The 26,534-nt window shown below is 71.5% G+C and carries 21 protein-coding genes; 10 read left to right on the top strand and 11 right to left on the bottom strand.

Annotation, left to right across the window (positions count from 1 at the left end; genetic code table 11):
- Positions 1-115: 115 nt before the first annotated feature.
- Both CVS47_RS02755 and CVS47_RS02750 read left to right on the top strand, forming a co-directional pair.
- Positions 116-4,063 carry a Pls/PosA family non-ribosomal peptide synthetase gene (locus tag CVS47_RS02755; protein WP_127094717.1) on the top strand — a complete coding sequence of 1,316 codons (3,948 nt, stop codon included), beginning with the start codon at positions 116-118 and terminating at the stop codon, positions 4,061-4,063.
- On the top strand, positions 4,060-5,355 hold the full coding sequence (locus CVS47_RS02750) for a M1 family metallopeptidase (protein WP_127094716.1): 1,296 nt from the start codon (positions 4,060-4,062) through the stop codon (positions 5,353-5,355). Before CVS47_RS02755 ends, CVS47_RS02750 begins: the two co-directional genes overlap by 4 nt.
- Before the next feature lie 24 nt (positions 5,356-5,379).
- Here CVS47_RS02750 and CVS47_RS02745 read toward each other — a convergent pair whose 3' ends face one another.
- The 3 genes from CVS47_RS02745 to CVS47_RS02735 form a co-directional block, all read right to left on the bottom strand.
- Complete coding sequence (locus tag CVS47_RS02745) at positions 5,380-6,024, bottom strand: 4'-phosphopantetheinyl transferase family protein (RefSeq protein WP_127094715.1); 645 nt, start codon at positions 6,022-6,024, stop codon at positions 5,380-5,382.
- Positions 6,025-6,029: 5 nt separating this feature from the next.
- Positions 6,030-6,848, bottom strand: coding sequence for a M23 family metallopeptidase (locus CVS47_RS02740; protein WP_127094714.1), 819 nt, complete (start codon positions 6,846-6,848; stop codon positions 6,030-6,032).
- A gap of 68 nt (positions 6,849-6,916) precedes the next feature.
- Positions 6,917-7,924, bottom strand: a complete 1,008-nt coding sequence (locus CVS47_RS02735) for a glycerophosphodiester phosphodiesterase family protein (RefSeq protein WP_127094713.1) — start codon at positions 7,922-7,924, stop codon at positions 6,917-6,919.
- A 156-nt stretch (positions 7,925-8,080) separates the two neighbouring features.
- Between CVS47_RS02735 and CVS47_RS02730 the strand changes: the two genes are divergently transcribed.
- Complete coding sequence (locus CVS47_RS02730; protein ID WP_127097156.1) at positions 8,081-8,989, top strand: Bax inhibitor-1/YccA family protein; 909 nt, start codon at positions 8,081-8,083, stop codon at positions 8,987-8,989.
- 119 nt (positions 8,990-9,108) lie between these two features.
- Positions 9,109-10,338, top strand: coding sequence for a non-homologous end-joining DNA ligase (gene ligD, locus CVS47_RS02725; RefSeq protein WP_127094712.1), 1,230 nt, complete (start codon positions 9,109-9,111; stop codon positions 10,336-10,338).
- A 46-nt stretch (positions 10,339-10,384) separates the two neighbouring features.
- Here ligD and CVS47_RS02720 read toward each other — a convergent pair whose 3' ends face one another.
- Positions 10,385-10,936 (bottom strand): TetR/AcrR family transcriptional regulator, encoded by a 552-nt coding sequence (locus CVS47_RS02720; RefSeq protein ID WP_127094711.1) that lies wholly within the window; start codon positions 10,934-10,936, stop codon positions 10,385-10,387.
- Between the two features lie 74 nt (positions 10,937-11,010).
- On the opposite strand from CVS47_RS02720, the gene CVS47_RS02715 reads away from it, so the two are divergent.
- Positions 11,011-11,730, top strand: coding sequence for an MBL fold metallo-hydrolase (locus CVS47_RS02715; protein WP_127094710.1), 720 nt, complete (start codon positions 11,011-11,013; stop codon positions 11,728-11,730).
- 35 nt (positions 11,731-11,765) lie between these two features.
- On the opposite strand, the gene CVS47_RS02710 is transcribed toward CVS47_RS02715, so the two are convergent.
- The 5 genes from CVS47_RS02710 to CVS47_RS02690 are packed head-to-tail and all read right to left on the bottom strand — an operon-like array spanning position 11,766 to position 17,276.
- Positions 11,766-13,163, bottom strand: coding sequence for a glycosyltransferase (locus CVS47_RS02710; RefSeq protein WP_164734590.1), 1,398 nt, complete (start codon positions 13,161-13,163; stop codon positions 11,766-11,768).
- A gap of 5 nt (positions 13,164-13,168) precedes the next feature.
- A complete protein-coding gene (gene guaA, locus CVS47_RS02705) occupies positions 13,169-14,767 on the bottom strand; it encodes a glutamine-hydrolyzing GMP synthase (RefSeq protein ID WP_127094709.1) in 1,599 nt (532 codons plus the stop codon).
- Entirely contained in the window at positions 14,764-15,243 is a 480-nt protein-coding gene (locus CVS47_RS02700) for a DUF3817 domain-containing protein (protein WP_127094708.1), read from the bottom strand. The genes guaA and CVS47_RS02700 overlap by 4 nt, the downstream gene beginning before the upstream one ends.
- 9 nt (positions 15,244-15,252) lie before the next feature.
- Positions 15,253-16,161 carry an SURF1 family protein gene (locus tag CVS47_RS02695; protein ID WP_127094707.1) on the bottom strand — a complete coding sequence of 303 codons (909 nt, stop codon included), beginning with the start codon at positions 16,159-16,161 and terminating at the stop codon, positions 15,253-15,255.
- Entirely contained in the window at positions 16,158-17,276 is a 1,119-nt protein-coding gene (locus tag CVS47_RS02690) for a GuaB3 family IMP dehydrogenase-related protein (protein ID WP_127097154.1), read from the bottom strand. Before CVS47_RS02690 ends, CVS47_RS02695 begins: the two co-directional genes overlap by 4 nt.
- A gap of 450 nt (positions 17,277-17,726) precedes the next feature.
- Between CVS47_RS02690 and CVS47_RS02685 the strand changes: the two genes are divergently transcribed.
- Positions 17,727-18,836 carry an FAD-dependent oxidoreductase gene (locus CVS47_RS02685; RefSeq protein WP_277600962.1) on the top strand — a complete coding sequence of 370 codons (1,110 nt, stop codon included), beginning with the start codon at positions 17,727-17,729 and terminating at the stop codon, positions 18,834-18,836.
- Between the two features lie 136 nt (positions 18,837-18,972).
- On the opposite strand, the gene guaB is transcribed toward CVS47_RS02685, so the two are convergent.
- Positions 18,973-20,475: an IMP dehydrogenase gene (gene guaB / locus CVS47_RS02680; protein ID WP_127094705.1), complete on the bottom strand. Its 1,503-nt coding sequence runs from the start codon at positions 20,473-20,475 to the stop codon at positions 18,973-18,975.
- A 315-nt stretch (positions 20,476-20,790) separates the two neighbouring features.
- Between guaB and CVS47_RS02675 the strand changes: the two genes are divergently transcribed.
- The 4 genes from CVS47_RS02675 to CVS47_RS02660 all read left to right on the top strand — a co-directional run bounded on the left by CVS47_RS02675 (position 20,791) and on the right by CVS47_RS02660 (position 24,872).
- Positions 20,791-22,110 (top strand): branched-chain amino acid ABC transporter permease, encoded by a 1,320-nt coding sequence (locus tag CVS47_RS02675; RefSeq protein WP_241240250.1) that lies wholly within the window; start codon positions 20,791-20,793, stop codon positions 22,108-22,110.
- A 5-nt stretch (positions 22,111-22,115) separates the two neighbouring features.
- Positions 22,116-23,093 carry a branched-chain amino acid ABC transporter permease gene (locus CVS47_RS02670; RefSeq protein ID WP_127094704.1) on the top strand — a complete coding sequence of 326 codons (978 nt, stop codon included), beginning with the start codon at positions 22,116-22,118 and terminating at the stop codon, positions 23,091-23,093.
- 121 nt (positions 23,094-23,214) lie between these two features.
- The gene (locus CVS47_RS02665; RefSeq protein ID WP_206502813.1) at positions 23,215-24,090 is read left to right on the top strand and encodes an ABC transporter ATP-binding protein; all 876 of its coding nucleotides are present in this window, start codon (positions 23,215-23,217) and stop codon (positions 24,088-24,090) included.
- Positions 24,087-24,872, top strand: a complete 786-nt coding sequence (locus CVS47_RS02660; protein ID WP_127094703.1) for an ABC transporter ATP-binding protein — start codon at positions 24,087-24,089, stop codon at positions 24,870-24,872. The genes CVS47_RS02665 and CVS47_RS02660 overlap by 4 nt, the downstream gene beginning before the upstream one ends.
- A 292-nt stretch (positions 24,873-25,164) precedes the next feature.
- Here the strand turns inward: CVS47_RS02660 and CVS47_RS02655 are convergent, their stop codons facing one another.
- Positions 25,165-26,424 (bottom strand): ABC transporter substrate-binding protein, encoded by a 1,260-nt coding sequence (locus CVS47_RS02655; protein ID WP_127094702.1) that lies wholly within the window; start codon positions 26,422-26,424, stop codon positions 25,165-25,167.
- Between the last annotated feature and the right edge of the window lie 110 nt (positions 26,425-26,534).

Raw genomic sequence — 26,534 nt, 5'->3', positions numbered from 1 at the left:
TCCATCATGCCGTCGCGCGACGAGCCTCCCGTTCCCGTGCCGTTCCGATCGCCCCTGTATCCTGTGCCGCGCGCCACGCACCGGAGGCGCGATCCCGAGAGGTGTGTGAGTGGACATGGCGAGCCCGCCGACCACCGAGGCGTTCGACCGCACGTCCGTCGCGCCCCCACCGCGCACGCTGATCGACATCCTCCGCGACACCGCGGCACGGCATCCCGAGGCGTCCGCGCTCGAGGACGCCGACGGCGCGCTCAGCTACGCGGAGCTGCTGGCGCAGGTGTGGCGCACGGCCGCGCGCCTGCACGAGCACGGGGTCGTGCGCGGCGACCGGGTCGGCGTGCGCATGCCGTCGGGCGACCGAGCGCTCTACGTGGCGATCCTCGGCATCCTCGCGGCCGGCGCCGCCTACGTGCCGGTGGACGCCGACGATCCGCAGGAGCGCGCCGACCTCGTCTTCGGCGAGGCGCACGTCCGCGGGGTCATCGGCGCCCGCGGCGTCTTCACGCCCTCCGCGGAGTCGGCGCCGTCCGCCGGCGACGCCGGCGCGCTCTTCGCCGGCGATGCGCCCCACCCCTCGTCGAGCGCGACGCTCATCGTGCCGCCGCCCACGGTCGAGGACGACGCGTGGATCATCTTCACCTCGGGTTCGACCGGGGTGCCCAAGGGCGTCGCCGTCTCGCACCGCTCGGCGGCGGCGTTCGTCGACGCGGAGGCGCGCCTCTTCCTGCGCGGCGCGCCGCTCGGCCCGGGAGACCGCGTGCTGGCCGGACTCTCGGTGGCGTTCGACGCCTCGTGCGAGGAGATGTGGCTGGCGTGGCGATCCGGGGCGTGCCTCGTGCCCGCGCCCCGCGCGCTCGTCCGCTCCGGTGAAGACCTCGGCCCCTGGCTGGTCGGCCACAGCATCAGCGTCGTCTCGACCGTGCCGACCCTCGCGGCCCTCTGGCCGCAGGACGCGATCGAGAACATCCGCCTGCTGATCTTCGGCGGCGAGGCGCTGCCGCCCGAGCTGTCGGCGCGGCTCATCGGCGACGACCGCGAGGTCTGGAACACGTACGGCCCCACCGAGGCGACGGTCGTGGCCTGCGCGGCGCTGATGGACGGCACGGCGCCGGTGCGCATCGGCCTGCCGCTGGACGGCTGGGCGCTGGCGGTCGTCGACGGCGACGGGATGCCGGTGGCCGAGGGCGCGGTCGGAGAGCTCATCATCGGCGGGGTGGGCCTTGCCCGTTACCTCGATCCCGCGAAGGACGCCGAGAAGTACGCCCCCTTCCCGACTCTCGGCTGGGACCGCGCCTACCGCTCCGGCGATCTCGTTCGCGCAGAGGCGGCCGGTCTGGTCTTCCAGGGCCGCGCCGACGACCAGGTCAAGATCGGCGGTCGGCGCATCGAGCTGGGCGAGGTCGAGGCGGCCCTGCAGTCGCTCAGCGACGTCTCGGCCGCCACCGTCGTCGTGCAGCGCTCCGCGGCCGGGGTCGCGCTGCTCGTCGGCTACGTCGTCCCCGATGCGGGCTTCGACCGCGGCCGGGCGCGCGCCGAGCTGGCGGAGACTCTTCCCGCACCCCTCATCCCCCTTCTGGCGACGGTGGACGACCTGCCCGTGCGCACCTCGGGCAAGGTCGACAAGGCGGCTCTTCCCTGGCCTCTCACCGACGGGGACGGCGAGGACGGTCAGCTCTCCGGCACCGCCGCGTGGCTGGCCGAGCAGTGGGGCGCGGTGCTCGGCATCCGGCCAGGCGGCCTGGACGCCGACTTCTTCCAGCTCGGCGGCGGGTCCCTCGCCGCGGCGCAGCTCGTATCGCGCATCCGCACCCGTGCGCCCGAGTTCACGATGGCCGACGTCTACGACCTGCCGCGGCTGGCGAAGATGGCCGAGGCCGTCGAGGCGGAGTCCGCGGAGGACGACGGCGAGCCCGCCGTCTTCACCAGCGCCTCCCCCACTCCGCGCATCATGCAGTGGGTGCAGACCGTGGCCGGTGTGCCGCTGTTCGTGCTGAGCGGCATCCGCTGGCTGCTCTGGCTGCTGACGGCGAGCTGGATCCTCCAGCTGGTGCCCGGCTTCGCCTTCCTCCCGGACGCACCGCTGTGGGTCATCGTCGCGGGGCTCCTCGTGTTCGCGACGCCGCTGGGCCGCATGGCGCTGTCGGCCGGCGCCGCCCGGCTCCTGCTGGCCGGCGTGCGCCCCGGCGACTACCGGCGCGGCGGCGGCGTGCACCTCCGCCTCTGGCTCGCGGAGCAGGTCGCCGGGCAGATCGACCCCGTCGGCATGGCCGGCGCCCCCTGGGTCACGTACTACGCGCGGGCGCTCGGCGCGAAGATCGGCCGCGACGTCGACCTGCACACCCTCCCGCCCGTGACCGGCATGCTCGAGGTCGGATCGGGCGCCGCCATCGAGCCCGAGGTCGACCTCACCGGCTCCTGGATCGACGGCGACACGGTCCGCATCGGGGGCATCCGCATCGGCGCAGGCGCCACCATCGGCTCGCGCAGCACGCTCGCGCCCGGCACCAAGATCGGCCGCGGCGCCGAGATCGCCCCCGGCTCCGCGGTGTTCGGTCGCGTGCGCGCCGGCCAGCAGTGGGCCGGCTCCCCCGCCGTCCGCGTGGGGTCGGCGACTCCGGACGACCTCCCGCGCCCGCCCGTCCGCCGCCGCTGGCTGTGGGCGTACGCGGCGTCCTCCACCGCGCTCGCGCTCCTCCCCCTCGCGGCCTTCTCCGCCGGCGGGCTGGTGCTGGCCGCGGGCATGCGCGGTGCGGACTCGATCGCCGACGCGATCCCGGCGCTCCTGGCCTGGCTCGTGCCGGCGGTGCTCGTGGCGGGCGTGGTCTTCGCCGGCGTCGTAGTGCTGGCCGTGCGGCTCCTCGCCATCGGGCTCGTCGAGGGCGACCACCCCGTGCGCGGCCGCATCGCCTGGCAGGCCTGGACGACCGAGCGCATCCTCGACGCCGCCCGAACCACCCTCTTCCCGATCTACTCGAGTCTCTTCACCCCCGTCTGGCTCCGGATGCTGGGCGCCACCGTCGGACGCGATGTCGAAGCATCCACGGTGCTCCTCATCCCCTCCATGACCACCGTGGACGACGGCGCCTTCCTCGCGGACGACACCATGGTGGCCACCTACGCGCTCCGCCACGGACGCATGCGCATCGGACCGGCGCGCATCGGCAAGCGCGCGTTCCTCGGCAACTCCGGCATGGCCGGCCCCGGGCACCGCGTGCCGCGCGACGGCCTGGTCGCCGTGCTGTCGGTGGCTCCGGAGAAGTCGAAGCCCGGGTCGTCGTGGCTCGGCTCGCCGGCCGTGCGCCTCCGCCGCGTCGTGAACGACGCCGACCTCGACCGCACCTACCGGCCCGCCCGCCGCCTCCGGGTCGCCCGCACCCTGTGGGAGCTGTGCCGGCTGATCCCCGTCGTGGTGACCTGCGCCCTCGGGCTCGCCGTGCTCCTCACGCTCGGCTGGCTCAGCGAGCAGTGGGGTCCGCTCGTCGCGGCGGTGCTGTCGGGGTCCGTGCTGCTCCTGGCGGGAGCCGTCGCCGCGGCGATCACCACCCTCGCGAAGTGGACGTTCGTGGGCGTGATCCGCCCCGGCGAGCATCCGCTCTGGTCGTCGTTCGTGTGGCGCACCGAGGTTGCCGACACCTTCACCGAGATGCTCGCCGCGCCCTGGTTCGCGAACTCCGCCGCAGGCACGCCGGCGCTGGCGATGTGGCTGCGCTCGCTCGGCGCGAAGATCGGCCGAGGCGTCTGGACCGACAGCTACTGGCTCCCCGAACCCGACCTCGTCACCCTGGGCGACGGCGCCACGGTGAACCGCGGGTGCGTGGTGCAGACGCATCTGTTCCATGATCGAGTGATGAGCATCGACACCGTGACCCTCGGACCGGGTGCGACCCTCGGCCCCCACAGCGTGGTCCTGCCCGCTGCGACCATCGGCGCCGACGCGACGGTGGGCCCGGCGTCGCTCGTCATGCGCGGCGAGGACGTGCCGGTGGGAAGCCGCTGGAGCGGCAACCCGATCGGTCCCTGGCGGGTGGTGAAGGTCCGCGCCTATCAGGCCGCCGACGCATGACCGTCGACGCGTACACGCCGCAGAGCGGGGATGCCGCGGTGTCGGTGTCGCATTACGACCTGCAGCTCGACTACAAGATCGCGACGAACCGGCTGTCGGGAACCGCCCGCATCTCCGGCACGGTGGTGAGCGACACCGCCGCCCTGTCCTTCGACCTCGTCGGGCTGCGGGCGACGAAGGTCCGCCTCGGGGGCGACCCGCGCGCCGGATTCACGCAGAGCGACCGCAAGGTGAAGGTCAAGCCCTCGCGGCCGCTCCGGGCGGGTGAGGGGTTCGACCTCGAGATCGCCTACGGCGGCGCACCCCGGCCGCGCCGCACGCGCTGGGGCACCCTCGGGTGGGAGGAGCTCGAGGACGGCCTGATCGTCGCCTCGCAGCCCACGGGCGCCCCGACCTGGTTCCCCTGCAACGACGTGCCGTCCGACAAGGCGACCTACCGGCTGTCGTTCACGACCGACCCCGGCTACGACGTCGCCGCCGGTCCCCTGGTCGAGGTGGCCACCGTGCGGGGCCGGCGCGCGTGGGTGTTCGAGTGGGTGACCCCGACGCCGACGTACCTGGTGACCGTGCAGATGGGGCATTACGTCACCGAGACGCTCGACCTCGACGGCGTGCGCGGCGAGCTGCACTACCCCCGCCCCGCGGCGTCGCGGGTGCACGCAGACTTCTCCGACCTCGGTCGCATGATGGCCCTGTATCAGGAGGTCTTCGGCCCCTACCCCTCGCCGGCGTACGCGGTGGTCGTGACCGCCGACGATCTCGAGATCCCCCTCGAGGCGCAGGGCATGGGCATCTTCGGCTCGAACCACATCGACGGCTTCGGCGGTCTCGAGCGCCTCATCGCCCACGAGCTGGCCCACCAGTGGTTCGGCAACAGCGTGGGCCTGGCGCTGTGGCGCGACATCTGGCTGAACGAGGGCTTCGCCTGCTATGCCGAGTGGCTCTGGTCGGAGCGCTCCGGCGGTCCATCCGCCCACGCCGAGGCCACGGCCCACCACGCCCGCCTGCGCCGGCTGCCGCAGGACCTCCTGCTCGCCGACCCCGGGCCCGAGCTGATGTTCGACGACCGCGTCTACAAGCGCGGCGCGCTCACCCTGCACGCGCTGCGCCTGACCATCGGCGACGATGCGTTCTTCGCCCTCCTGCGCGCCTGGACCGATGCCGGGCGCGGCCGCACGGTCAGGACGGCAGACTTCACCGGCCTGGTCGCGGAGCGGGCGGGCGCGGCCGCACGCGATCTTCTGCGCCCGTGGCTCGACGAGACGGCGCTGCCCGCCCTGCCTGCCGCGTGACGCGGGGCTGCGGCATCCGCTCGCTCAGACGCGCGCGGCGATGACCGCGACGCTGAGCAGATGCCCGGCGGGGCCGGTGACCGTGGCCACCTCGACGACGTCGTCGCGGCCCGGCAGCCGGGCGGCCGCCTGACCCAGCAGCGGCCCCGCGGCGGTGAGGTCGATGCGCACCTCTCCCGGGTCGAGACGGATGCCGCGGCCATCGGCCTTGACGACCGCCTCGATGCGCGTCCACCCGGCCAGACCTCCCGCACCCGCCGGCACGAGGTCGCCGAGGTCCGCGACTCCGCCCTCCCGCTCGACGTCGACGCCCACGGCCCGAACGTCCTCCTGCAGCGCTGCTGCGGCGACGACGAGCGGCCCGGCGTAGGCGACGCTCAGCGCCAGCGGCGCACCGACCGCGAGGGGACGCCCATGGTCCTCGCCGCAGGTCGCGCACCGCGCGTCGATCTCGAGGGCGACGCCGGGCACGAGGTCCGCAGCGAGCAGGGCGAGCAGACGCCGTCCCGTGAGGAAAGCCGCAGCCCGGGCACCGGTGAGCGACCTGGCGCGCCGCGCCTGCGAGGCCGGCAGGTGCGCCGCGGCCGCGCGGATCGCCGCGTCATCGTCCGGCGGCGCGACCGCCCACGCCAGGGCGACGGGGCCGACACACGCGCTGTCGACGGTCACCGCCGCTAGGTCGCGGGCTGGTTGACCACGTTCGGCACCTTCACGTAGGTGAAGTTCTTGAACGTGTTCGTCCACGCCGGCTCGCCGATCGGACGATAGGAGAAGGCGCCCGACGAGAAGAAGTCCCGCTCGACCGACGGCACGTTGCCGAGGTTGCGGATCGTCATGTTCATGTGGTCCACGAGCATGAGCGAGTTCGTGGGGGTGTAGAGCCACAGTTGCACGGACATGTCAGCCTCCGTCAGATCGCGAGAGTACGTGTTTCCGAGACCGGGCAGCGGCGCCCGTCGGATCAAAGGCCAGGGGTCCTGGAGCACCCCGTCGTTGAGGACCTCGAAGTGCAGGTGCGGGCCGGTGGCGTTGCCCGTCGCGCCGATGGTGGCGATCTTGCGACCGCGGTTCACCGGCATCCCCTTCTCGATCAGGCTGCCGTCGGTGGTGTGCGCGTACCGACTGCGCCAGCCGTCCTGATGCTGGATGATCACGAGGTTGCCGTAGGCGCCGCCGGACTGGGATGCGAGCACCATGCCGTCGGCGACGGAGAAGATCGGGTCGCCGTTGCGGGATCCGGGCACGGAGTTGGTGAAGTCGATGCCGTCGTGGGCCCGCTCGTCCTTCGTGATCGTCTGACCGGGGTTGAAGATCGTGCTCACGGTGCCGTACGCGCGCAGCGGATACCCCCAGAACGGGGCCGCGGCGCTGGCCGGCGGGGCGAGCCGGGCGAGGTCGAAGCTCGTCAGCCCGAGGGCCAGCAGAGTGGATGCCGCGATGAACCCGCGCCGGCCGAGACCGGCCTGCGCCGGCTCATCCCGGTTCTGCGACATAGGCCGACTCTATTGCGGCGCCCGCGGCGGAGACGCACGGAGGGCCCGATCGCGTCGGGTTTCGGCGCTCATCCGCGGAAAAAAGCGACACCGAGGTCGGCGTGGTCGACGAAGACACCGTCGACCGCGGCATCCCGGATCACCGCCCACTCCTCGGCGTAGCGCCCGATCTCCGCCGGGTCGGCGCTCGTGCGGAACGGCGTCAGCAGGAAGGCGTTCTCGGCGCGGCAGGTCCACGTGTAGACGAGGAGGCCGCGCGCGTGCGCCTCGGCGACGAAGGCCGCCGGCCCGCGGGGACGGTCGTGGGCGTCCGGATCGAGGATCATCCGCCGGTCGACGCTGATGCCGTCGACGATCCCGACGAGACCGTCGAGTCCCGTCGGGGAGAGGGTCTGCGCGTACGGCGGCGCCGACGCCGCCCCGTGCGCGGCCACGAGATCAGCCGGTGCCCCGGTCTCCTCGAGCAGGTAGATCCACGTGGCACGGATGCCGCGCTCCCGCACCCGCCGCAGCACCGAGAGCTCGAACGACTCGACCACGAGCGGATGCGCGCCGTCCGCCCAGCCCGCCGCACGCAGCTCGTGCTCCACCAGGGCGGCGACGTCGAACCCGATGCCGGAGAAGTACGTCGCGTGTTTCATCTCGAGCACGACACCGACCTCCCGGGCGCCGCGGGCGTCGCGCACGAGGTCGAGCACGTCGCGCAGCCGCAGCACCGGCTCGGTGTCGTCGAAAGCCGTGCTCTCCGGCCGGAGGCCGGGCAGCCGCTCTCGACAGCGGAGGGTCGACAGCTCGGCCCACGTGAAGTCCTCCGTGAACCAGCCGGTGAGCATCTCGCCGTCCACGGTCTTCGTGGCGCGGCGATCGCGGAACTCCGGCCGGTCGGCCACGTCGGTGGTGCCGGAGATCTCGTTCTCGTGCCGCACGACGAGCACGCCGTCGCGCGTCGGGACGACGTCGGGCTCGACGGCGTCGACGCCCAGGGCGAGGGCCAGCTCGTACGACGCGCGCGAGTGCTCGGGCCGGTACCCCGGCGCCCCCCGGTGTCCGATCACGAGGGGAGGGATCCGCGGCACGAGACCAGGCTACGGGCCGGGTCGCGGCATCCGCATACCACGATGGGTACGCTCTGGGCCGAATCCCAGCCGTGATCAGGTGTGCCCGTATGCAGGTCGGCTATCTTTGAGGGACAGCACCGGGCTGAGACAGACCGACTTTGGAGTGTGAGAGCAGTGGCCCTCAACAACCCCGCGTTCAACAATCCCGCCTTCCAGGACAAGAGGTCCGGGCAGGCCTACCCGACGTTGACCCCGCCGCCGGCAGCGTCCGCAGCCGGGCAGCACGCCGGCGTGAACATGGCCGCACAGGCGCAGATGGAGGGCATGTACGCCGCCCCCGCCGCCGGCGCGGTGCAGACCGACCGCATGACGGTCGAAGACACCGTCATGAAGACCGTCAGCCTGTTCGCCGTCCTGCTCGTCACCGCCGCCGTCGGCTGGGTGTGGAGCCTGGGCGGTCTCGCTCCTGCGGCTGACACGCGCATCAACCCCCTCCCCTGGGTGATCGGCGCGCTCGTCGGCTTCGTCCTGTCGATGGTCATCATCTTCACGTCGCGCAAGAAGGTCCGCCCCGCGCTGATCTTCGCCTACGCCGCGTTCGAGGGCCTGTTCGTCGGAGGCATCTCCGCGTTCTTCGAGTTCCTCTACCCGGGCATCGTCGTGCAGGCGACCCTCGCGACGCTCGTCGTGGTCGGCGTCACGCTCGCCCTGTTCGCCAGCGGCCGCATCCGGGCGTCGAAGAAGGCCACCAAGATCTTCATGATCGCGATGATCGGCTACCTGGTCTTCTCGCTGATCAACCTCGGCCTCATGGTCTTCGGCGCGCCGATCGCCGGCGGCGCCTTCGGCCTGCGCAGCATGCCCGGCCCGTTCGGCATCCCGTGGGGCGTCATCATCGGCGTCTTCGTCGTCATCATGGCGGCGTACTCCCTGGTGCTCGACTTCGACCAGGTGCAGCAGGGCGTGCGCAACGGCGCCCCCCGCGTCTACGGCTGGATGGGCGGCTTCGGCATCATGGTCACCGTCGTGTGGCTGTACGTCGAGATCCTGCGCATCCTCGCGATCGCCCGCGGCAACAACTAGCCGCAGCATCCCTTCCGAGAACGGCCGTCCGGTTCACCGGGCGGCCGTTCCGCGTTCCCGGCCGCGCGGGCGACGTCAAGGTCTCGCCCCGTGTCGCGGGTCGTGGATAGCCTCGGCACATGGCTGCGCGCAAGGAAGAGTTCCTGGAGATCGACGGGCACGAGGTGCGCGTGTCCAGCCCCGACAAGGTCGTCTTCCCCGAGCCCGGCATCACCAAGCTCGACGTCGTGCGGTACTTCCTCTCCGTCGCCGACGGCGCGCTGCGCGGCGCAGGCGGACGGCCGATGGTGCTCAAGCGCTTCGTGAAGGGCATCTCGCAGGAGGCGTTCTTCCAGAAGCGCGTGCCCGAGAACCATCCCGGCTTCATCGACACAGCGACGCTGCAGTACGCACGGGGCACGTCAGCCGAGGAGACGGTGATCCGGGATGCCGCGGGCCTCGCCTGGGTCGTCAACCTCGGCTGCCTCGACCTCAACCCGCACCCCGTGCGGGCGGAGGATCTCGATCACCCCGATGAGCTCCGCGTCGACCTCGACCCCATGCCGGGCGTCGGCTGGTCGCAGATCGTCGACGTCGCGATGGTCGCGCGCGAGGTGCTCGACGACATGGGCCTCGTGGGCTGGCCGAAGACGAGCGGCTCGCGCGGCCTGCACATCCTCGTGCGCATCGCGCCGCAGTGGACCTTCGCCGATGTGCGCCTCGCCGCGGAGACCCTCGCCCGCGAGGTCGAGAACCGGGCGCCCGGGCTCGCCACCGCACGGTGGTGGAAGGAGGAGCGCGGCGAGAGCGTGTTCGTCGACTTCAATCAGAACGCGAAGGACCGCACCGTGGCATCCGCGTACTCGATCCGGCCGCTCGCCGACGCTCGGGTGTCGACGCCGCTGCACTGGGACGAGGTGCGCGACCGCCGTCCCGAGGAGTTCACCGCGCTCACGGTGCCGGCCCGCTACGCCGAGATCGGCGACCCGCACGCCGGCATGGACGACGCCGTCGGCACGCTCGACGGGCTGCTGGCTCTCGCGCGTGAGCTCGGTCCGGCCGAGAAGCCGCCGCGCGCGGGCGACGGCTCCGGACGCCGGGCGTCGACCATGCCGCTGATCGAGGTCGCCCGCACGAAGACGAAGCCCGAGGCGCTCGACGCGCTGGAGCAGTGGCGGGCGACGCATCCGGAGGCGGCCGGGATGCTGCATCCCGCCGATGTGCTCGTCGACGGCATGCGCGGCTCGAGCTCGCTCTGGTACCGCGTGCGGGTGAACCTGCAGCACGTCCCCGAGGCGGACCGCCCCGGGCAGGAGGAGCTGATCGCGGACTACAACCCGTGGGCGGGGCGCACCTGGCCCGAGGCGTGAGCCGCTCGGCCCGCGCGATGCCCGCTCGCGGTCCGGATGAGGCGGCTCAGCCTTCGGCGGTCCGGTCGGACGCGCCTTCGGTCAGGCCGTCCAGAAGACGTGCGATCCCGTAGGCGAACGCCCGGTCGACGTCGCCCCCCAGGCGGAACGCCCCGAGGAGCTCCATCGTGAGGAAGCCGACGGCCCACGCGGTGAACAGTCGTGCCGCGTCGAGGGCCGCCTCCGCGCCGACGATCTCCCGGCAGGCGTCGACGACCGGTCGCGCCGCACGCTCTGTCGCCTCCGCGGCGTCGGATGACGCGAACATCAGCCGGAACCCCTCCGGTCGCGCCCGGGCGAACTCCCGGAACGCGCGGGCGTAGGCCGGCAGGTCGGGCTCGCACGCGGCCAGGCGCGCGGTGAGGTCGTCCGCCGCATCCTCCGCCACGAGCAGGAGGAGTCCGTCCCGGTCGCGGACCCGCTTGTAGAGCGACGGCGCGCGGACGCCCACGCGTTCGGCGACGGCCTGCATCGTCACCGCCGGCACACCGCCCGCTTCGAGCACGGATGCCGCGGCCGCGACGATCTCGGCACGGGATGTTCTGTCGGGTGTCGGCATCGGAACTCCTCATGGCTATTGACATAAGCCATCATAGCTACGTACCGTAGCCATAACCAAACCCGGAGGACATCATGAAGCTGGACACCCACCTGCATCGCATCGGCAACGACATCGTGGCCGCCTACCTCGTCGTGACCGACGAGGGCATCACGGTCGTCGACGCGGGCCTGCCCGGCCACTGGAACGACCTGGTCGCGGAGCTGTCGTCGATCGGGCGCGGGCTCGCCGACATCCGGGGGCTCATCGTCACGCACGGCGACAGCGACCACCTGGGCTTCGCCGAGCGCCTGCGCTGCGAGGTGGGCGTGCCCGTGTTCGTCCACTCCGGCGACGCCGCGCGGGCGATGGGCGGCGAGAAGCCGAAGCTGGAGATGCCGAAGATGCGGCTCGCGCCGACGACCGGCTTCTTCGGCTACTCCCTGCGCAAACGCGGGTGGCGCGTGCCTCCGCTGACGGCCGTCACCGAGGTCGCCGACGGCGACGTGCTCCCCCTGCCGGGCGCACCCCGGATCATCTCCCTCCCCGGCCACTCGCCCGGCAGCATCGCCGTCCACGTGCCGGCCGCCGACGCCGTCTTCGTCGGCGACGCGCTGACGACGCGCCACGTCACGACCGGCCGCGCCGGCGCGCAGCCCGCGCCGTTCACCGACGACCCCGCCGAGGCGCTCGCCTCCCTCGACCGGCTCGCGGAGGTGTCCGCCGCATGGGTGCTGCCCGGCCACGGCACGCCCTGGCACGGCTCCCCCGCCGACATCGTCGCCGCCGTCCGGGCAGACGCCGCCCGCGCCTGAGACGTTCGCGGCGACCCGTCCGCGTCGCGACGGCGTCAGCCGCGGCGCGGCGGCGCGCTCAGCGCCGTCCGCACGGCCTCGGCCAGCGCGCCCATCACCAGCGCGGGGTCGAGACGGCGGGCCGAGTCGACGGCCTCCGCGGCGAGCCGTGCGTGCTCGCCCGGATCGGTCAGCACCCGCACCAGCGCGTCGGCGAGGGCGTCTTCGTCTCCGTCGGGCACGAGCACGCCTCCGCCGCGGCTCAGCGCCTCGCGGGGGCCGTACCGCACGTCGTACGTGACGACCGGGCAGCCGTGAGCGAGCGCCTCGGCGATCGACAGCCCCTGCCCCTCGTAGGCCGAGGTCGACAGGAACACCATCGCCTCCCCCAGCTCCCGATCGGGCTGGTGGGTCGTGCCGCGCAGGTGCACCGCGTCGCCGAGCGCGAGGTCGTCGACGAGCGACTGCAGCCGATCCCTCTCGGCGCCCTCCCCGAACACCTCGAGCGACGCCTCCGGCACCCGGTCGCGCACGCGCGCGAACGCCCGCACGGCGTGGTCGATGCGCTTGCCCGGCGCCAGCCGGTTCAGCATGACGACCCGACCGGGCACCCGGTGCGTCGGAGGCACGACGGATGCCGCGGCATCCACTCCCTGCGGGACCACCAGGTGCACACCCGATCCGCCGAACCGCCCGGCGACGTCGTCGCGCTGCGCGGAGGTCGGCCAGAGCACGGCGTCGAAGCGGTCGGCGACGCCGAGCCACCGCGACCACAGCGCGTTGACCGGCGCCTCGGGGGTGAAGGGGGGCTCGAGGTGGATCGTGTGGACGGTGTGCAGCACGCGGGCGCCCGGGTCCTCCCAGCCGGCGAGCAGCTCGCCGAGCTGCCGCGATTCGCACAGCACGACGACCTCGCGCGACGGGTCGCCGACGCGCAGCTCCGCGAGCACATGGTCGAGCCACGCGCGGTAGAGGGCGCCGAACCCATCCATCGCACCGACCGGCCGACCGGTCGCGTCATGCAGCACCACGGGCGCCGTGCTCACGTGCCAGTCGGGGTTGCCCGCGATGACCGGCAGCGACAGCACCGGACGGCCCGCGGCATCCGGAATCCGCCGGTACTCCAATGCCGGATCCGCGCCACCCGGGTGGGCCGCCGCCCGCAGCCACGCGGCCGCACCGCCGGCGGGGTCGGCCGCCTCGTCGAAGAGATTGCGCATGCGGTCGACGCCGGTGATCAGGTCGCGCGCCGCGAAGGTGCGGCGGTGACGCTCGTGGTCGTCGGGCGTGCCCGGATCGACCGTCAGCAGCAGCGGGCCGCGGCCGTCGTCGACGCCGGCGGCAGCCATCTGCCGGGCGCGCGCGAGGGTGGCGAAGGTGTAGCCGCCGTCGTGGTCGGGGATCAGCCGACTCGACAGCACCACGTAGACGGCGTCGGGGAAGCCCTCCACCATCCCGCCTACTCCCACTCGATCGTGCCCGGCGGCTTCGAGGTCACGTCGAGCACGACACGGTTGACCTCGCGCACCTCGTTCGTGATGCGGTTGGAGATCTTCGACAGCACGTCGTAGGGCAGTCGCGTCCAGTCGGCCGTCATCGCGTCTTCGCTCGACACCGGGCGGAGCACGATCGGGTGACCGTAGGTGCGACCGTCGCCCTGCACGCCCACCGAGCGCACATCGGCCAGCAGGACGACCGGGCACTGCCAGATCTCGTCGTCCAGACCCGCCTTGGTCAGCTCCTCGCGGGCGATGGCGTCGGCATCGCGCAGAATCTCGAGACGGTCAGCGGTGACCTCACCCACGATCCGGATGCCGAGGCCGGGGCCCGGAAAGGGCTGGCGCCCGACGATCGCCTCCGGGAGGCCGAGTTCGCGGCCGATGGCGCGCACCTCGTCCTTGAACAGCGTGCGCAGGGGCTCCACGAGCGAGAACTGCAGGTCTTCCGGCAGACCTCCCACGTTGTGGTGGCTCTTGATGTTCGCCGCGCCGGTGCCGCCGCCGGACTCGACGACGTCCGGGTAGAGCGTGCCCTGCACGAGGAAGCGGATGGGCTCGCCGTCGGCGGCGGCCTCGGCCATCAGGTCGCGCTCGGCGGCCTCGAAGGCGCGGATGAACTCGCGTCCGATGATCTTGCGCTTCTGCTCGGGGTCGCTGACGCCCTCGAGCGCGGAGAGGAACTTCTCGCGCGCGTCGACGGTGATGAGGCGGACGCCGGTGGAGGCCACGTAGTCCTGCTCGACCTGTTCGCGCTCGCCCTTACGGAGCAGACCGTGGTCGACGAAGATCGCCGTGAGCTGGTCGCCGACGGCCTTGTGCACGAGGGCGGTCGAGACCGCGGAGTCGACGCCGCCGGACAGCGCCGAGATCACACGGCCCGTGCCGATCTGCGCGCGGATGCGGTCGACCTGTTCGGCGATGACGTTGCCGCTGTTCCAATCGGCGGGCAGGCCCGCGGCGCGGTGCAGGAAGTTCTCGATGACCTGCTGCCCGTGGTCGGTGTGCTTGACCTCGGGGTGCCATTGCACGCCGTACATGCGGCGCTCGTCCGATCCGAAGGCCGCCACCGGCGTCGCCGTCGTGGACGCCAGCACGTCGAACCCCTCGGGTGCGCGCGAGACCTGGTCGCCGTGGCTCATCCACACGTTCTGCGCGGCCGGCTGCCCGCCGAGCAGCACGCCGCCGTCGCCGGCGAGCGCGGCATCCGTCGCCCCGTACTCGCGCAGGCCCGTGTTCGCGACCTCGCCGCCGAGGGCCTGGGCCATCACCTGGAAGCCGTAGCAGATGCCCAGCGTGGGCACGCCGAGCTCGAACACGCCCCCGTCCAGCGACGGGGCGCCCGGCTCGTACACCGACGACGGCCCGCCCGACAGGATGATGCCGACGGGGTTCTTCGCCGCGATCTCCGCCGCGGTGAAGGTGTGCGGCACGATCTCGCTGTAGACGCCGGCCTCGCGGACGCGGCGGGCGATGAGCTGCGCGTACTGCGCACCGAAGTCGACGACCAGGACGGGTCGCTGATCGGTCTCGGTCCCTGCTTCTGATGGACTCTGGGTCACCGGGTGCCTTCCGTGGCGAGGGGGGTCGGGGACGCTTCTCGGGCTTCTCGCTCGGCGAGATACCGGCGCACGTCGCGGGCGACGCGCACCTCGAGGAAGAAGGATGCCAGCGGCACGACGCCGCCGGTGGCGAGCAGCAGGAACCGCACGAAGTGCCAGCGCATCAGGCTCCACACGCGGAAGCATGCGAAGAGGTAGACCACGTAGAACCAGCCGTGGGCCACGAGGATGCCGAGTGACAGATTGAAGCCGTCACCGGTGGAGACGAGGCCCTCCGCACCGTCGATGACGGGTGCGAACCAGAGGAAGCCGCCGGAGCCGCCGAGGAAGAGCTCCACGCGCAGCGGGGTGTACTTGAGGATCATCTCGGCGCACAGCAGCAGCAGTCCGACGCCGGTGATGACCGAGCAGATCTGGTAGAACTTCAGGGCGCTGCGGATGGCCGGGAACGACGCGAGTCGAGGGGCGGCGGGCATGCCCCCAGTCTACTCGCGGGCCTCGGCGCCCTCGTCCGGAGTGCGGGTGGCTTCGACCGGCGGAGGAGGACCGGATGCCGCGGCCGCGGCATCCTCCAGCTCCTCCACCTCCTTCTCCCAGGCGTCGCGCGCCAGGCGGTACCAGAGGTAGAAGGCGAAGCCCGCGAACACGGCCCACTCGACCGCGTAGAAGATGTTCAGCCAGTTGATCGACGAGCCCTCGTCGGGGGCGGGAGAGGCGATGTCCTGCAGCGACGGCGGCGCGACCTCGGCCGCCAGGTAGGGGCGGTAGACCTGAAGTCCGTCGATGTCGTGCCACCGGCTGAGGAGCGCGGCCGGCGACATGCGCGTCATGGTCTGCGGGTCGACATTCTGGCGGGGGACGGCCGGCCCCTCGTCGGAGATGAGGCGCCCGGTCATGGCGAAGGGCGCTGTCGATCCGCTGATCGCCTCGGCGTTCAGCTGGTCGACGGCGGCGCGCGCGGCCTCCTCGGTCGGCGCCCAGCCGAGGGCGACGGCGAGGGAGGTCGGCGCGGCGGTGTCGGCGACCCGCAGCTGTCCGGTGACCCAGTAGCCCTCCTGGCCGTCGTTGAAGCGCGAGGAGACGATCACGAAGTCGTCGGCGACCCAGGTTCCGGTGATGGTGACGCGCTGACCCACGAGCGGACCGTCGAGGTACGCGCCCGGCTCGACGACATCGGCGATGGGCAGCACCTGCTCCGTCGCCCCGGGCGGAAGCGGGTTCGACGTGAGCGCGCGACCGAGCTGCCACTGCCCGAGCCAGGCGAAGACGCCCGCGACGACGAGGCAGAGCAGCAGCATCGCGATCCAGCGCGGCCGCAGCAGCACCTCCCGCAGCGTGGGCGGGAAGACGTCGGGCACATCCGTGGGCGGCGCACCGGCCGCGGGGGCGGTCATTCGAGGCTGTAGGGCGCCACGACGACCTCGACGCGCTGGAATTCCTTGAGATCGGAGTAGCCGGTGGTCGCCATCGACTTCTTGAGCGCACCGATGAGGTTGGCGGTGCCGTCGGCGACGGGCGCGGGGCCGTAGAGCACGGACTCGAGGTCGGTGATCTGGTCGACCTTCACCCGACGGCCGCGGGGCAGCTTGGCGTGGTGCGCCTCGGGGCCCCAGTGGTAGCCGCGGCCGGGGGCGTCGGTCGCGCGGGCGAGCGCGACGCCGAGCATGACCGCATCCGCGCCCATGGCGAGCGCCTTCACGATGTCGCCGGAGGTGCCCACGCCGCCGTCCGCGATCACGTGGACGTAGCGTCCGCCCGACTCGTCGAGGTAGTCGCGGCGCGCGCCGGCGACGTCCGCGACGGCCGTGGCCATCGGCGCGTGGAGTCCGAGCACCGCTCGCGTGGTCGACGCCGCTCCGCCGCCGAAGCCGACGAGCACGCCGGCCGCGCCCGTGCGCATGAGGTGGAGCGCGGCGGTGTAGGTGGAGGCGCCGCCGACGATCACCGGCACGTCGAGGTCGTAGATGAACTTCTTCAGGTTCAGCGGCTGGTCGACCGACGAGACGTGCTCGGCCGACACGGTCGTGCCGCGGATGACGAACAGGTCGACGCCGGCTGCCACGACGGTCTCGTACAGCTCCTGCGTGCGCTGCGGGGTGAGCGCGCCGGCGACGGTGACGCCGGCCTCGCGCACCTCCGCGAGCCGGGCGGTGACGAGCTCGGGCCGGATCGGCTGGGCGTACAGCTCCTGCATGCGGCCGGTGGCCGCCCGCGTGTCGAGCGACGCGATCTCCGCGAGCAGCGGCTCCGGGTCGTCGTAGCGGGTCCAGAGTCCCTCGAGGTCGAGCACGCCGAGACCGCCGAGCTGTCCGAGCATGATGGCCGTGCGCGGGCTCACGACGGAGTCCATCGGTGCACCGAGGACCGGGATGTCGAACGAGAAGGCGTCGATCGTCCAGGCGGTCGAAACGTCCTCCGGGTTGCGCGTGCGCCGCGAGGGCACCACGGCGATGTCGTCGAACGTGTAGGCGCGGCGAGCGCGCTTGGCGCGTCCCAGTTCGATGTCCATGCTCACCCCTCCAGCCTACCCGGGCGGTCCGAGAGGGTGGGGGGACGCGGCATCCGCTCGCTTCTGCGGTCGCGCTGTCGCATGACGACGTCCGCGGTCGCCGTCGCCTCACCCCCTCACCCCCCGCCGATCACCGCCCGACCACCCTCCGACCACCGCGAAACGTCGCAACACGCCGTCCGCCGCGGCAGGTGCGCGGCGTTTTGCGACGCCTCGCGAGGGGGTGAGGTGCGCTCTGCGTTGCGACGTCTCGCGAGGGGGTCAGGTGCGCGGCGTGTTGCGACGTCTCGCGAGGGGTGGGCGGGCCGTCCTCGCCCGGACGCGGCTCCGGCGCCGACGACCGCGAAAGGTCGCAACACGCCGCCCACCGCGAGAGCCGAGCGGCGTGTTGCGACGTCTCGCGAGGGGGCGAGGAGCGCGGGCGCGTCCGCGGACTGGAAGGATCGGGGCGTGGACGAGAAGACGCGGGTGGTCGTGGTCGGCGGCGGCATCATGGGCCTCTCCACGGCGTGGGCGCTGACCCGGCGCGGCGAGCGCCCGCTCGTCCTGGAGCGCTTCGCGCGCGGGCACACGCGCGGTGCGTCCCACGGCGCGACGCGCAATGTCAACAACGCCTACGCCGACCCGCACTACCTCGATCTGCTCGCCCGCGCGCGCGAGGGCTGGGACGCCCTCGGCGAGCCCGACGGCGAGCCGCTGCTGCGCCTGCACGGCCTCGTCTCGCACGGCTCGGGCGCCGCCCTCGGCGGCACGGGCGGCGGACTGGCCGACATTCATGCGGGTCTGACGAGCCGCGGCATCCCGTCGGAACTCCTCGATCCGGCCGAGGCGGCGCGGCGCTGGACGGGCATGCGCTTCGACGGGACGGTGCTGCACTCCCCCGACGCCGGCGTGGTGCGCGCGGCGGTCGCGATGCGGACGCTCGAGCAGCGCATCACCGCGGCGGGCGGCGAGGTGCGCTGGGAGACGCCCGTCGAGGACGTGTCACAGGATGCCGACGGCGTCCGCATCCGGACGGCGACCGGCATCGTCCGGGCCGAGGTCGCCGTCGTGACCGTGGGCGCGTGGACGGCGCGGATGCTCCCGGGCATCGCCCTGCCGCCCCTGCGCGTGACGGAGGAGAGTCCCGCGCACTTCGCGCCGCGGCATCCGTCCACGGCCTGGCCCTCGTTCAACCACTTCGTCACCCCCGGATCGTGGCCCGGCAACGTCTACGGCATGCCGTCGCCCGGTGAGGGCGTGAAGGTCGGCTTCCACCTCGTGGGCGACGAGGTCGACCCCGACGCGCGCCCGTTCCGCACCGACGTGCACGCCGCCGCACTGGCGGACTACGTGGCCGAGTGGATGCCGGGGCTCGAGCCCTGCACGGCGGATCCCATCAGCTGCACCTACACGTCGACCCCCGACGAGGCGTTCGTGCTCGACCGCGTCGGGCGCATCGTCGTGGGCGCCGGGTTCTCCGGGCAGGGCTTCAAGTTCGCGCCCGGCGTGGGCGCCGTGCTGGCCGACCTCGCCGAGGACCCCTCGGCCCAGGCCGATCCCGTCTTCCGCCTCCGCTGACCGCGGACGCATCTCGCCTGTGCACCGTCCCCCTCACCACGAAACGTCGCAACACGCCGTCCGGCGCGCGAGCGGCACGGCGTGTTGCCACGTTTCGTGGACAGGAAGGACGACCCGCGGGCGGGCGCGGCGGGGGCTACTTCTTGTAGTTCGGCGCCTCGACGACGATCTGCACGTCGTGCGGGTGCGACTCTTTGAGCCCCGCCGCGGTGATGCGGACGAACTTGCCCTTGGCCTTGAGCTCGTCGATCGTGCGCGCGCCGACGTAGAACATCGACTGCCGCAGTCCTCCGACGAGCTGGTAGGCGACAGCCGCAACGGGGCCGCGGTAGGCGACCTGTCCCTCGATGCCCTCGGGGATCAGCTTGTCGTCAGTGGGCACGTCGGCCTGGAAGTAGCGGTCCTTCGAGTACGACGTCTTCTTGCCGCGGGTCTGCAGCGCGCCGAGCGATCCCATCCCGCGGTACTGCTTGAACTGCTTGCCGCCCTGGAAGACGATCTCGCCCGGCGACTCGTCGGTGCCGGCGAGGAGGGACCCGAGCATGACGCTGTCGGCACCGGCGACGAGCGCCTTGGCGATGTCGCCCGAGTACTGCAGGCCGCCGTCGGCGATGACCGGGATGCCGGCCTCGCGGGCCGCGAGCGACGCCTCGTAGACGGCCGTCACCTGCGGGACGCCGACGCCGGCGACGACGCGGGTCGTGCAGATCGACCCGGGACCGACACCGACCTTGACCGCGTCGACACCCGCGTCGATGAGCGCCTGCGCGCCCTCTCGGGTCGCGACGTTGCCGCCGATGATGTCGATGTGCTCGAACGACGGGTCGGCCTTGAGGCGGCGGACGATGTCGATGACGCCGGCGGACTGGCCGTTGGCGGTGTCGACGACGAGGACGTCGACGCCCGCGTCGCGCAGCGCCTCGGCGCGCTCCCACGCGTCGCCGAAGAAGCCGATGGCCGCACCGACCCGCAGGCGGCCGTGGTCGTCCTTCGTCGCGAGGGGATACTTCTCGCTCTTGTCGAAGTCCTTGACCGTGATGAGGCCGGCGAGCTTGCCGTCGGCATCGATCAGCGGCAGCTTCTCGACGCGGTGCTTGGCGAAGAGGGCGATCACGTCGTTGGCGCCGATCCCCACGGGGGCCGTCACCAGGCCCTCGCTGGTCATGACGTCCTTCACGCGGGTGGAGGAGCGCTCGAAGCCCGACACGAAGCGCGTGTCGCGGTTGGTCACGATGCCGACCAGTCGGCCCGACTCGTCGATGACCGGCAGACCCGAGATGCGGAACTGCCCGCACAGCGCCTCGACCTCGTCGATGGTGGCGTCGGGGGTGGTGGTGATGGGGTTGGAGATCATGCCCGACTCGCTGCGCTTCACGCGGTCGACCATGGAGGCCTGCTCCTCGATGGAAAGGTTGCGATGCAGGATGCCGAGCCCGCCCTCGCGCGCGATGGCGATCGCCATGCGGGCCTCGGTCACGGTGTCCATCGCGCTGGAGAGCAGCGGCGTCGCGACCGTGATGCGGCGGGTGACACGCGAAGAGGTGTCGGCCTCGCTGGGGATGACGTCGGTGTGACCCGGCAGGAGGAGGACGTCGTCGTAGGTGAGTCCGACGATGCCGAACGGGTCGTTGTGCTCCATATGGGTTCTCCTGCGCGCGCGGCGCGTTGCTCGTGGACGACGACGGCCGGTGCGCAGCGACACGATGTCCGCCGGCTCCGACACCGATTCTAAGCGGGCGCACCGCGCTTTTGTTCCCGCGTGCGCGCGTACACGACGGGGGCGGGAACCCGGAACGGGACTGGATTCCCCGTATGGTGGGCCGGAGTTCCGATTCGATCACGTCTCGGAATCGGCCGGTACGCGAAACAGAACCGACACATTACGCTCGTACCGTTCATCAAGGCCGATGTCCACCGAGGCTCCGGTCTGCAGTGGTGACTAACTGGAGGTTCCGTGGGTTCCACGATCGCGACCGCACGACGCCCGTTGAGGTGGTTCGTGCTCCTGGTGGCCGCCTTTGCCGTGGCGCTCATGGCCGTGGGCTCGCCGCTGGCCGCCTACGCCGCCGCCCCCGACACCCCCGGCGGCGACCAGGAGAAGACCGACTTCTACTTCGCGGGCGTCATCACCTTCGACGACAAGCCCGTGCCCGACGTGAAGCTGTCGGTCGACGGCGGCGGGTTCGACGCCTCGACCGTCACCGACGCCGAGGGCAAGTGGCGCCTGTACGTGCCCGAGAAGGCGACGTTCACGCTCACCGTCGACGAGTCGACGCTGCCGGACGGCGTCATCGTCGCCGGCGACTCCGCCTCTCAGGAGGTGGAGTTCGGCCTCACCGGGTCCAAGATCGTGAACCTCTTCCTCGGCGAGGGAGAGAGGCAGACGCAGTCGTTCGCCGATCAGCTCTTCTCCCGCATCATCAACGGCCTCAACTTCGGTCTGCTGCTGGCGCTGGCGGCCATGGGCGCCGCCCTCATCTACGGCACGACCGGCCTGTCGAACTTCGCGCACGGCGAGATGGTGACGTGGGGCGCGCTCGTCGCGCTGATGGCGACCACCTTCTGGCAGCTGCCGCTGTGGGCCGGCCTCATCGTGGCGGTCCTGGGCGGAGGCATCCTGGGGCTCGCCCTCGACGCGGGTCTCTGGCGACCACTCCGGCGAAGAGGGCTCGGAACGGTGCAGCTGATGATCGTCAGCATCGGCCTGTCCCTGGCGCTGCGCTACTTCTACCAGTACCTGATCGGCGGATCGACCTTCCAGCTGCCGGGCGCGAGCCCCACTCCGCTGCAGTTCGGGCCGATCTCACTGTCCTACATCGACCTCATCAGCATGGGCGTCAGCATCATCGTCATCCTCGGCGTCGCCTACTTCCTGCTGGGCACCCGCATCGGCAAGGCCACGCGCGCCATCAGCGACAACCCCCAGCTCGCCGCGGCGTCCGGCATCAACGTCGACCGCGTCATTCGCATCGTGTGGGTGCTAGCGGGAGTCCTCGCGGCCCTGTCCGGCATCCTGTGGGCGTACTTCCGCCCCGGCGTGCGGTGGGACATGGGCACGCAGATGCTGCTGCTGATCTTCGCCGCCATCACGCTCGGCGGACTGGGAACGGCGTTCGGCGCCCTCGTCGGCTCGATCATCGTCGGGATCGTCGTGGAGACCTCCACGCTGTTCATCCCGTCCGACCTCAAGTACGCCGGCGCGCTGGTCGTGCTGATCCTCATCCTGCTGATCAGACCGCAGGGCCTGCTCGGTCGCAAAGAGAGATTGGGGTAGCCGCCATGGATTGGGGCGCCATCCTCGGAAACACACTCGCTGCTCTGCTGAGCCCCGTCACGATCGCCTACGCGCTCGCGGCGACGGGTCTGGCCGTGCACTTCGGGTTCACGGGCCTGCTGAACTTCGGCATGGCCGGCTTCATGGCCCTCGGCGGCTACGGCTACGCGATCTCGGTCCTCAGCTTCGGCCTCCCCTGGTGGCTCGGAATGATCATCGGCCTCCTGCTGGCTGCGGTGTTCGCCGTGGCACTCGGCATTCCGACGCTTCGTCTGCGAGCCGACTACCTCGCCATCGTGACCATCGCCGCTGCGGAGATCGTGCGGCTGCTCTTCACGACGCAGGTCTTCGACGAGTTCACCAACTCGGCCGACGGGCTCGGCGGGTACCACGACGGGTTCCGGTCGGCGAACCCGTTCCCCTCGGGCACCTACGGCTTCGGCCCCTTCACGTACAACGAGCAGGAGCTCTGGATGCGCGTGTTCGGCCTCCTGATGCTCGCGCTGGCGATCTTCGTCGTGTGGGCGCTGATGCGCAGCCCGTGGGGGCGCGTGCTCAAGGGCATACGCGAAGACGAGGACGCCGTGCGCTCGCTCGGCAAGAACGTCTTCGCCTACAAGATGCAGTCGCTGGTCGTGGGCGGTGTGATCGGCGCGATGGGCGGCATCGTCTACGTCCTCCCCTCCGCCGTCGTCCCGTCGAGCTACACCACGTCGCTCACCTTCTTCATCTGGACGATCCTGCTGCTGGGCGGAGCCGCGACGATCTTCGGCCCCTCGCTGGGTGCGATCATCTTCTGGATGGTCATGGCGCTGCTGGGCAACCTGCTGCCCGAGCTCGCCTCGGCGGGCTACCTTCCCATGTCAGACATCCAGGCCGGCACGCTGCGGTTCATCCTGGTCGGCGTGGCACTCATGCTCCTGGTGATCTTCCGACCGCAGGGCATCCTCGGCGACAAGAGGGAGATGACCTTTGTCAAGTAACGAGCCGATCGACGGGGTGGCGGCCGATGCGGCCCCCACGACGGGGAGCGTGGCGCGTCCGAAGACCACGGGACTCGCCAAGGGCGAGAACGTCCCCGGCGTCGCCAAGAACGACCCGATCATGGTCGTCGACAACGTCACGCGTCGCTTCGGCGGCCTGACCGCGGTCGACGTCGAGCACCTCGAGATCCCGCGCAATGCGATCACGGCCCTCATCGGTCCGAACGGCGCCGGCAAAACCACGCTGTTCAACCTGCTGTGCGGCTTCGACAAGCCCAACTCGGGAACGTGGTCGTACGACGGCAAGAGCCTCGCCGGCATCCCCGCCTTCAAGGTGGCCCGGATGGGTCAGGTGCGCACGTTCCAGCTGACCAAGGCGCTGTCGCTCCTCACGGTGCTCGAGAACATGAAGCTCGGCGCTCCGAACCAGAGCGGTGAGAAGTTCTGGCAGAGCTTCTTCCCCGCCATCTGGCGCAAGCAGGAGAAGGTGAACGAGGACAAGGCGCGTGACCTTCTGACGCGCTTCAAGCTCGACGCCAAGGAGGCCGACTTCGCGGCATCCCTCTCCGGCGGTCAGCGCAAGCTGCTGGAGATGGCACGCGCGCTCATGAGCGACCCCGCCCTCGTCATGCTCGACGAGCCGATGGCCGGGGTGAACCCGGCGCTGACGCAGTCGCTGCTGGACCACATCCTCGACCTCAAGGACCTCGGCATGACGGTGCTGTTCGTCGAGCACGACATGCACATGGTGCGCCACATCGCCGACTGGGTCGTCGTCATGGCCGAGGGCCGGGTGGTGGCCGAAGGCCCGCCCGACACGGTCATGAACGACCAGGCCGTGATCGACGCGTACCTCGGCAGCCACCAGGATGTCGACCTCGGCGTGGTCACCGGCCGTGTGGCCGGCGAGCTCGACACCTCCGCGGTGCAGCTGCTGGAAGAGATCAAGGAAGAACGCGAGGTCTCCGTCGAGGAGGCCGAGGAGGGCAAGCGATGAGGGGCGATTCCACCGCGGTCTCGGGCGCCAGCGCGCTCGCCGAGGGCAAGAGCGACCGGGTCGTCGTCGAGGTGAAGGACCTGGTGGCGGGCTACCTGCCCGGCGTCAACATCCTCAACAGCACGAACCTGATCGCCCGGAAGGGCGAGCTGATCGGCATCATCGGCCCGAACGGCGCCGGCAAGTCGACGCTGCTCAAGGCGATCTTCGGCCTGGTCAAGGTGCGCGGCGGCGAGATCACCGTCAACGGCGACAGCATCGTCGGGCTCAAGGCCGACAAGCTCGTGCAGCGCGGGGTGGCGTTCGTCCCGCAGACGAACAACGTCTTCCCCTCTCTGTCGATCGAGGAGAACCTGCAGATGGGGCTCTTCCAGAACCCCAAGATCTACAAGGAGCGCCTCGAGTTCGTCACCGGCATCTTCGCGGAGCTGGGGAAGCGTCTCAAGCAGCGCGCGGGCTCGCTCTCCGGCGGCGAGCGCCAGATGGTGGCCATGTCGCGGGCGCTGATGATGGACCCGTCCGTCGTGCTCCTCGACGAGCCGTCCGCCGGCCTCTCCCCCGTCCGCCAGGACGACGCCTTCATCCGCGTCTCCGACATCAACAAGGCCGGCGTGACGACGATCATGGTCGAGCAGAACGCCCGCCGCTGCCTGCAGATCTGCGATCGCGGGTACGTGCTGGATCAGGGTCGCGACGCCTACGAGGGCACCGGCCGCGAACTGCTCAACGACCCCAAGGTCATCGGCCTGTACCTCGGCACCCTGGGCGCCGACGAGAGCTGACGCGAGCGTCGAGAGGGACCGGATGCCGCGGCATCCGGTCCCTCTTCCGTGTGCCCGGCGCATCACCTCACGTATCGTGCCGTGCGATCGGGAGGAGATGTGCGGAGCGGGAGGAGGGATGCTGCGGCACGGTCCTCCGGATCCCCACATCTCCTCCGGTTCCGCACGCGGGCGCCCGGCCGCGGGGACTCAGCACGCTGCGCGGACTCCGCACGCGGGCTCAGCACGCGGGCGCGCACCGGGCACGCGAAAGGGCCCCGGATCGCTCCGGGGCCCTCGCGTCACAGGCGTATCAGTTGATGCGCGCGTAGTTGTTGTCGGCGCCGTACTGGTAGATGCCGATCGTGGCCTCGGTCGGGTCGCCGTTCTCGTCGAACGTCACCGGTCCGGAGTAGCCGTCGTAGTCCGCGACGCCGCCGCCGTTGATGATGTCGGCGCAGTCGGCGAAGGTGGTGCACTTCTCGCCGTCGCCCGTGCCGCCGGAGACCTCCTGCAGCTTCGCGGCGACGTCCGTCGCGGTGGTCGACTTGGCGGCCAGCGATGCGAGCGCGAGCAGCACGACCGCGTCGTAGGACTCACCCGAGTAGGAGTAGTCCGCCAGCTCGGTGTTGCCCGCGGCGGTCCAGTTCTCGTTGAGGCGCTCCTGGAAGTCGTCCGACAGCTTCGGGCCGGGGAGCGTTCCCTTGGCACCTTCGAGCGGAACGGCGACGTCGGTGCCCCAGTTCTTGAGGTTTCCGTCGACCAGGTAGTAGTCGGCGGGGGCGATGCCGGCGTTCGACAGCAGCGGCGCGATGGTCGCGAACTGGTCGAACGTGATCAGCACGACCGCGTCGGGCTTGGCCGCCGTGATGGTCGCGACCTGGGCGTCGAACGAGGAGTCGCCGTCGTTGTAGGACGCGTCGGCGACGACCTTTCCGCCGGTGCCCTCGAAGACCTCCTTGACGACGCCGAAGAGGCCGGTGCCGTAGGCGTCGTTCTGGTAGATGATGCCGATGTTCTTGTGGCCGTCCTCCGCGATGAGGTTCGCGAGAACCTCGCCCTGCAGCAGGTCGCTGGGGGCGGTGCGGAAGTAGAGGCCGTTGTCGTCCCACGTGGTGAAGTCGGGCGACGTGTTGGCGGGGGAGAACGTGATGATGCCGGCGCTGACGTTGCTGTCGAGGAACAGCTTGGTGACGCCGGATGCCGCGGCGCCGATCATCGCGGACACGCCCGCGGCCTGCAGCTTCGGGACCGTGGTCTCGAACGCCTTGTTGTCGGCGTCACCCGAGTCGCCGAAGGTCGCGTCGATGGTGATGCCCTTGGCGGCCTCGTTCACCTCGGTGACGGCGAGTCCGACGCCGGCCTCCTCGGGCGGGCCGAGGAAGGCGAGGCTGCCGGTCTGGGGCAGGACGGTGCCGATCTTGAGGGTGAGGTCCTCGGCGGGTCCCGACGAGGCGGACGACGCTGTGCCGCCTCCACCGCCGGCGCAGCCGGCGAGGACGAGAGCGCTCGCGCCGGCCACGGCGATGACGCCGAGGATCTTTCCGGTGCGGGTACGTGAGAAGACGTTCATGTTGCTCCTTGCTGTGTATGAACGCGGGCGCGGCTCGGGCGCCGGCCCAGTGCCCCCAAACCTAGCCCGCCGCCTGTCTCGCGAGTGTTGCAACTGGTTAACGATGTGTT

Origin of the sequence: Microbacterium lemovicicum, assembly GCF_003991875.1 — a bacterium.
Lineage (GTDB): Bacteria > Actinomycetota > Actinomycetes > Actinomycetales > Microbacteriaceae > Microbacterium > Microbacterium lemovicicum.
The sequence above is the reverse complement of the archived record's forward strand: the minus strand, read 5'-3'. Positions and strand labels throughout refer to the sequence as shown.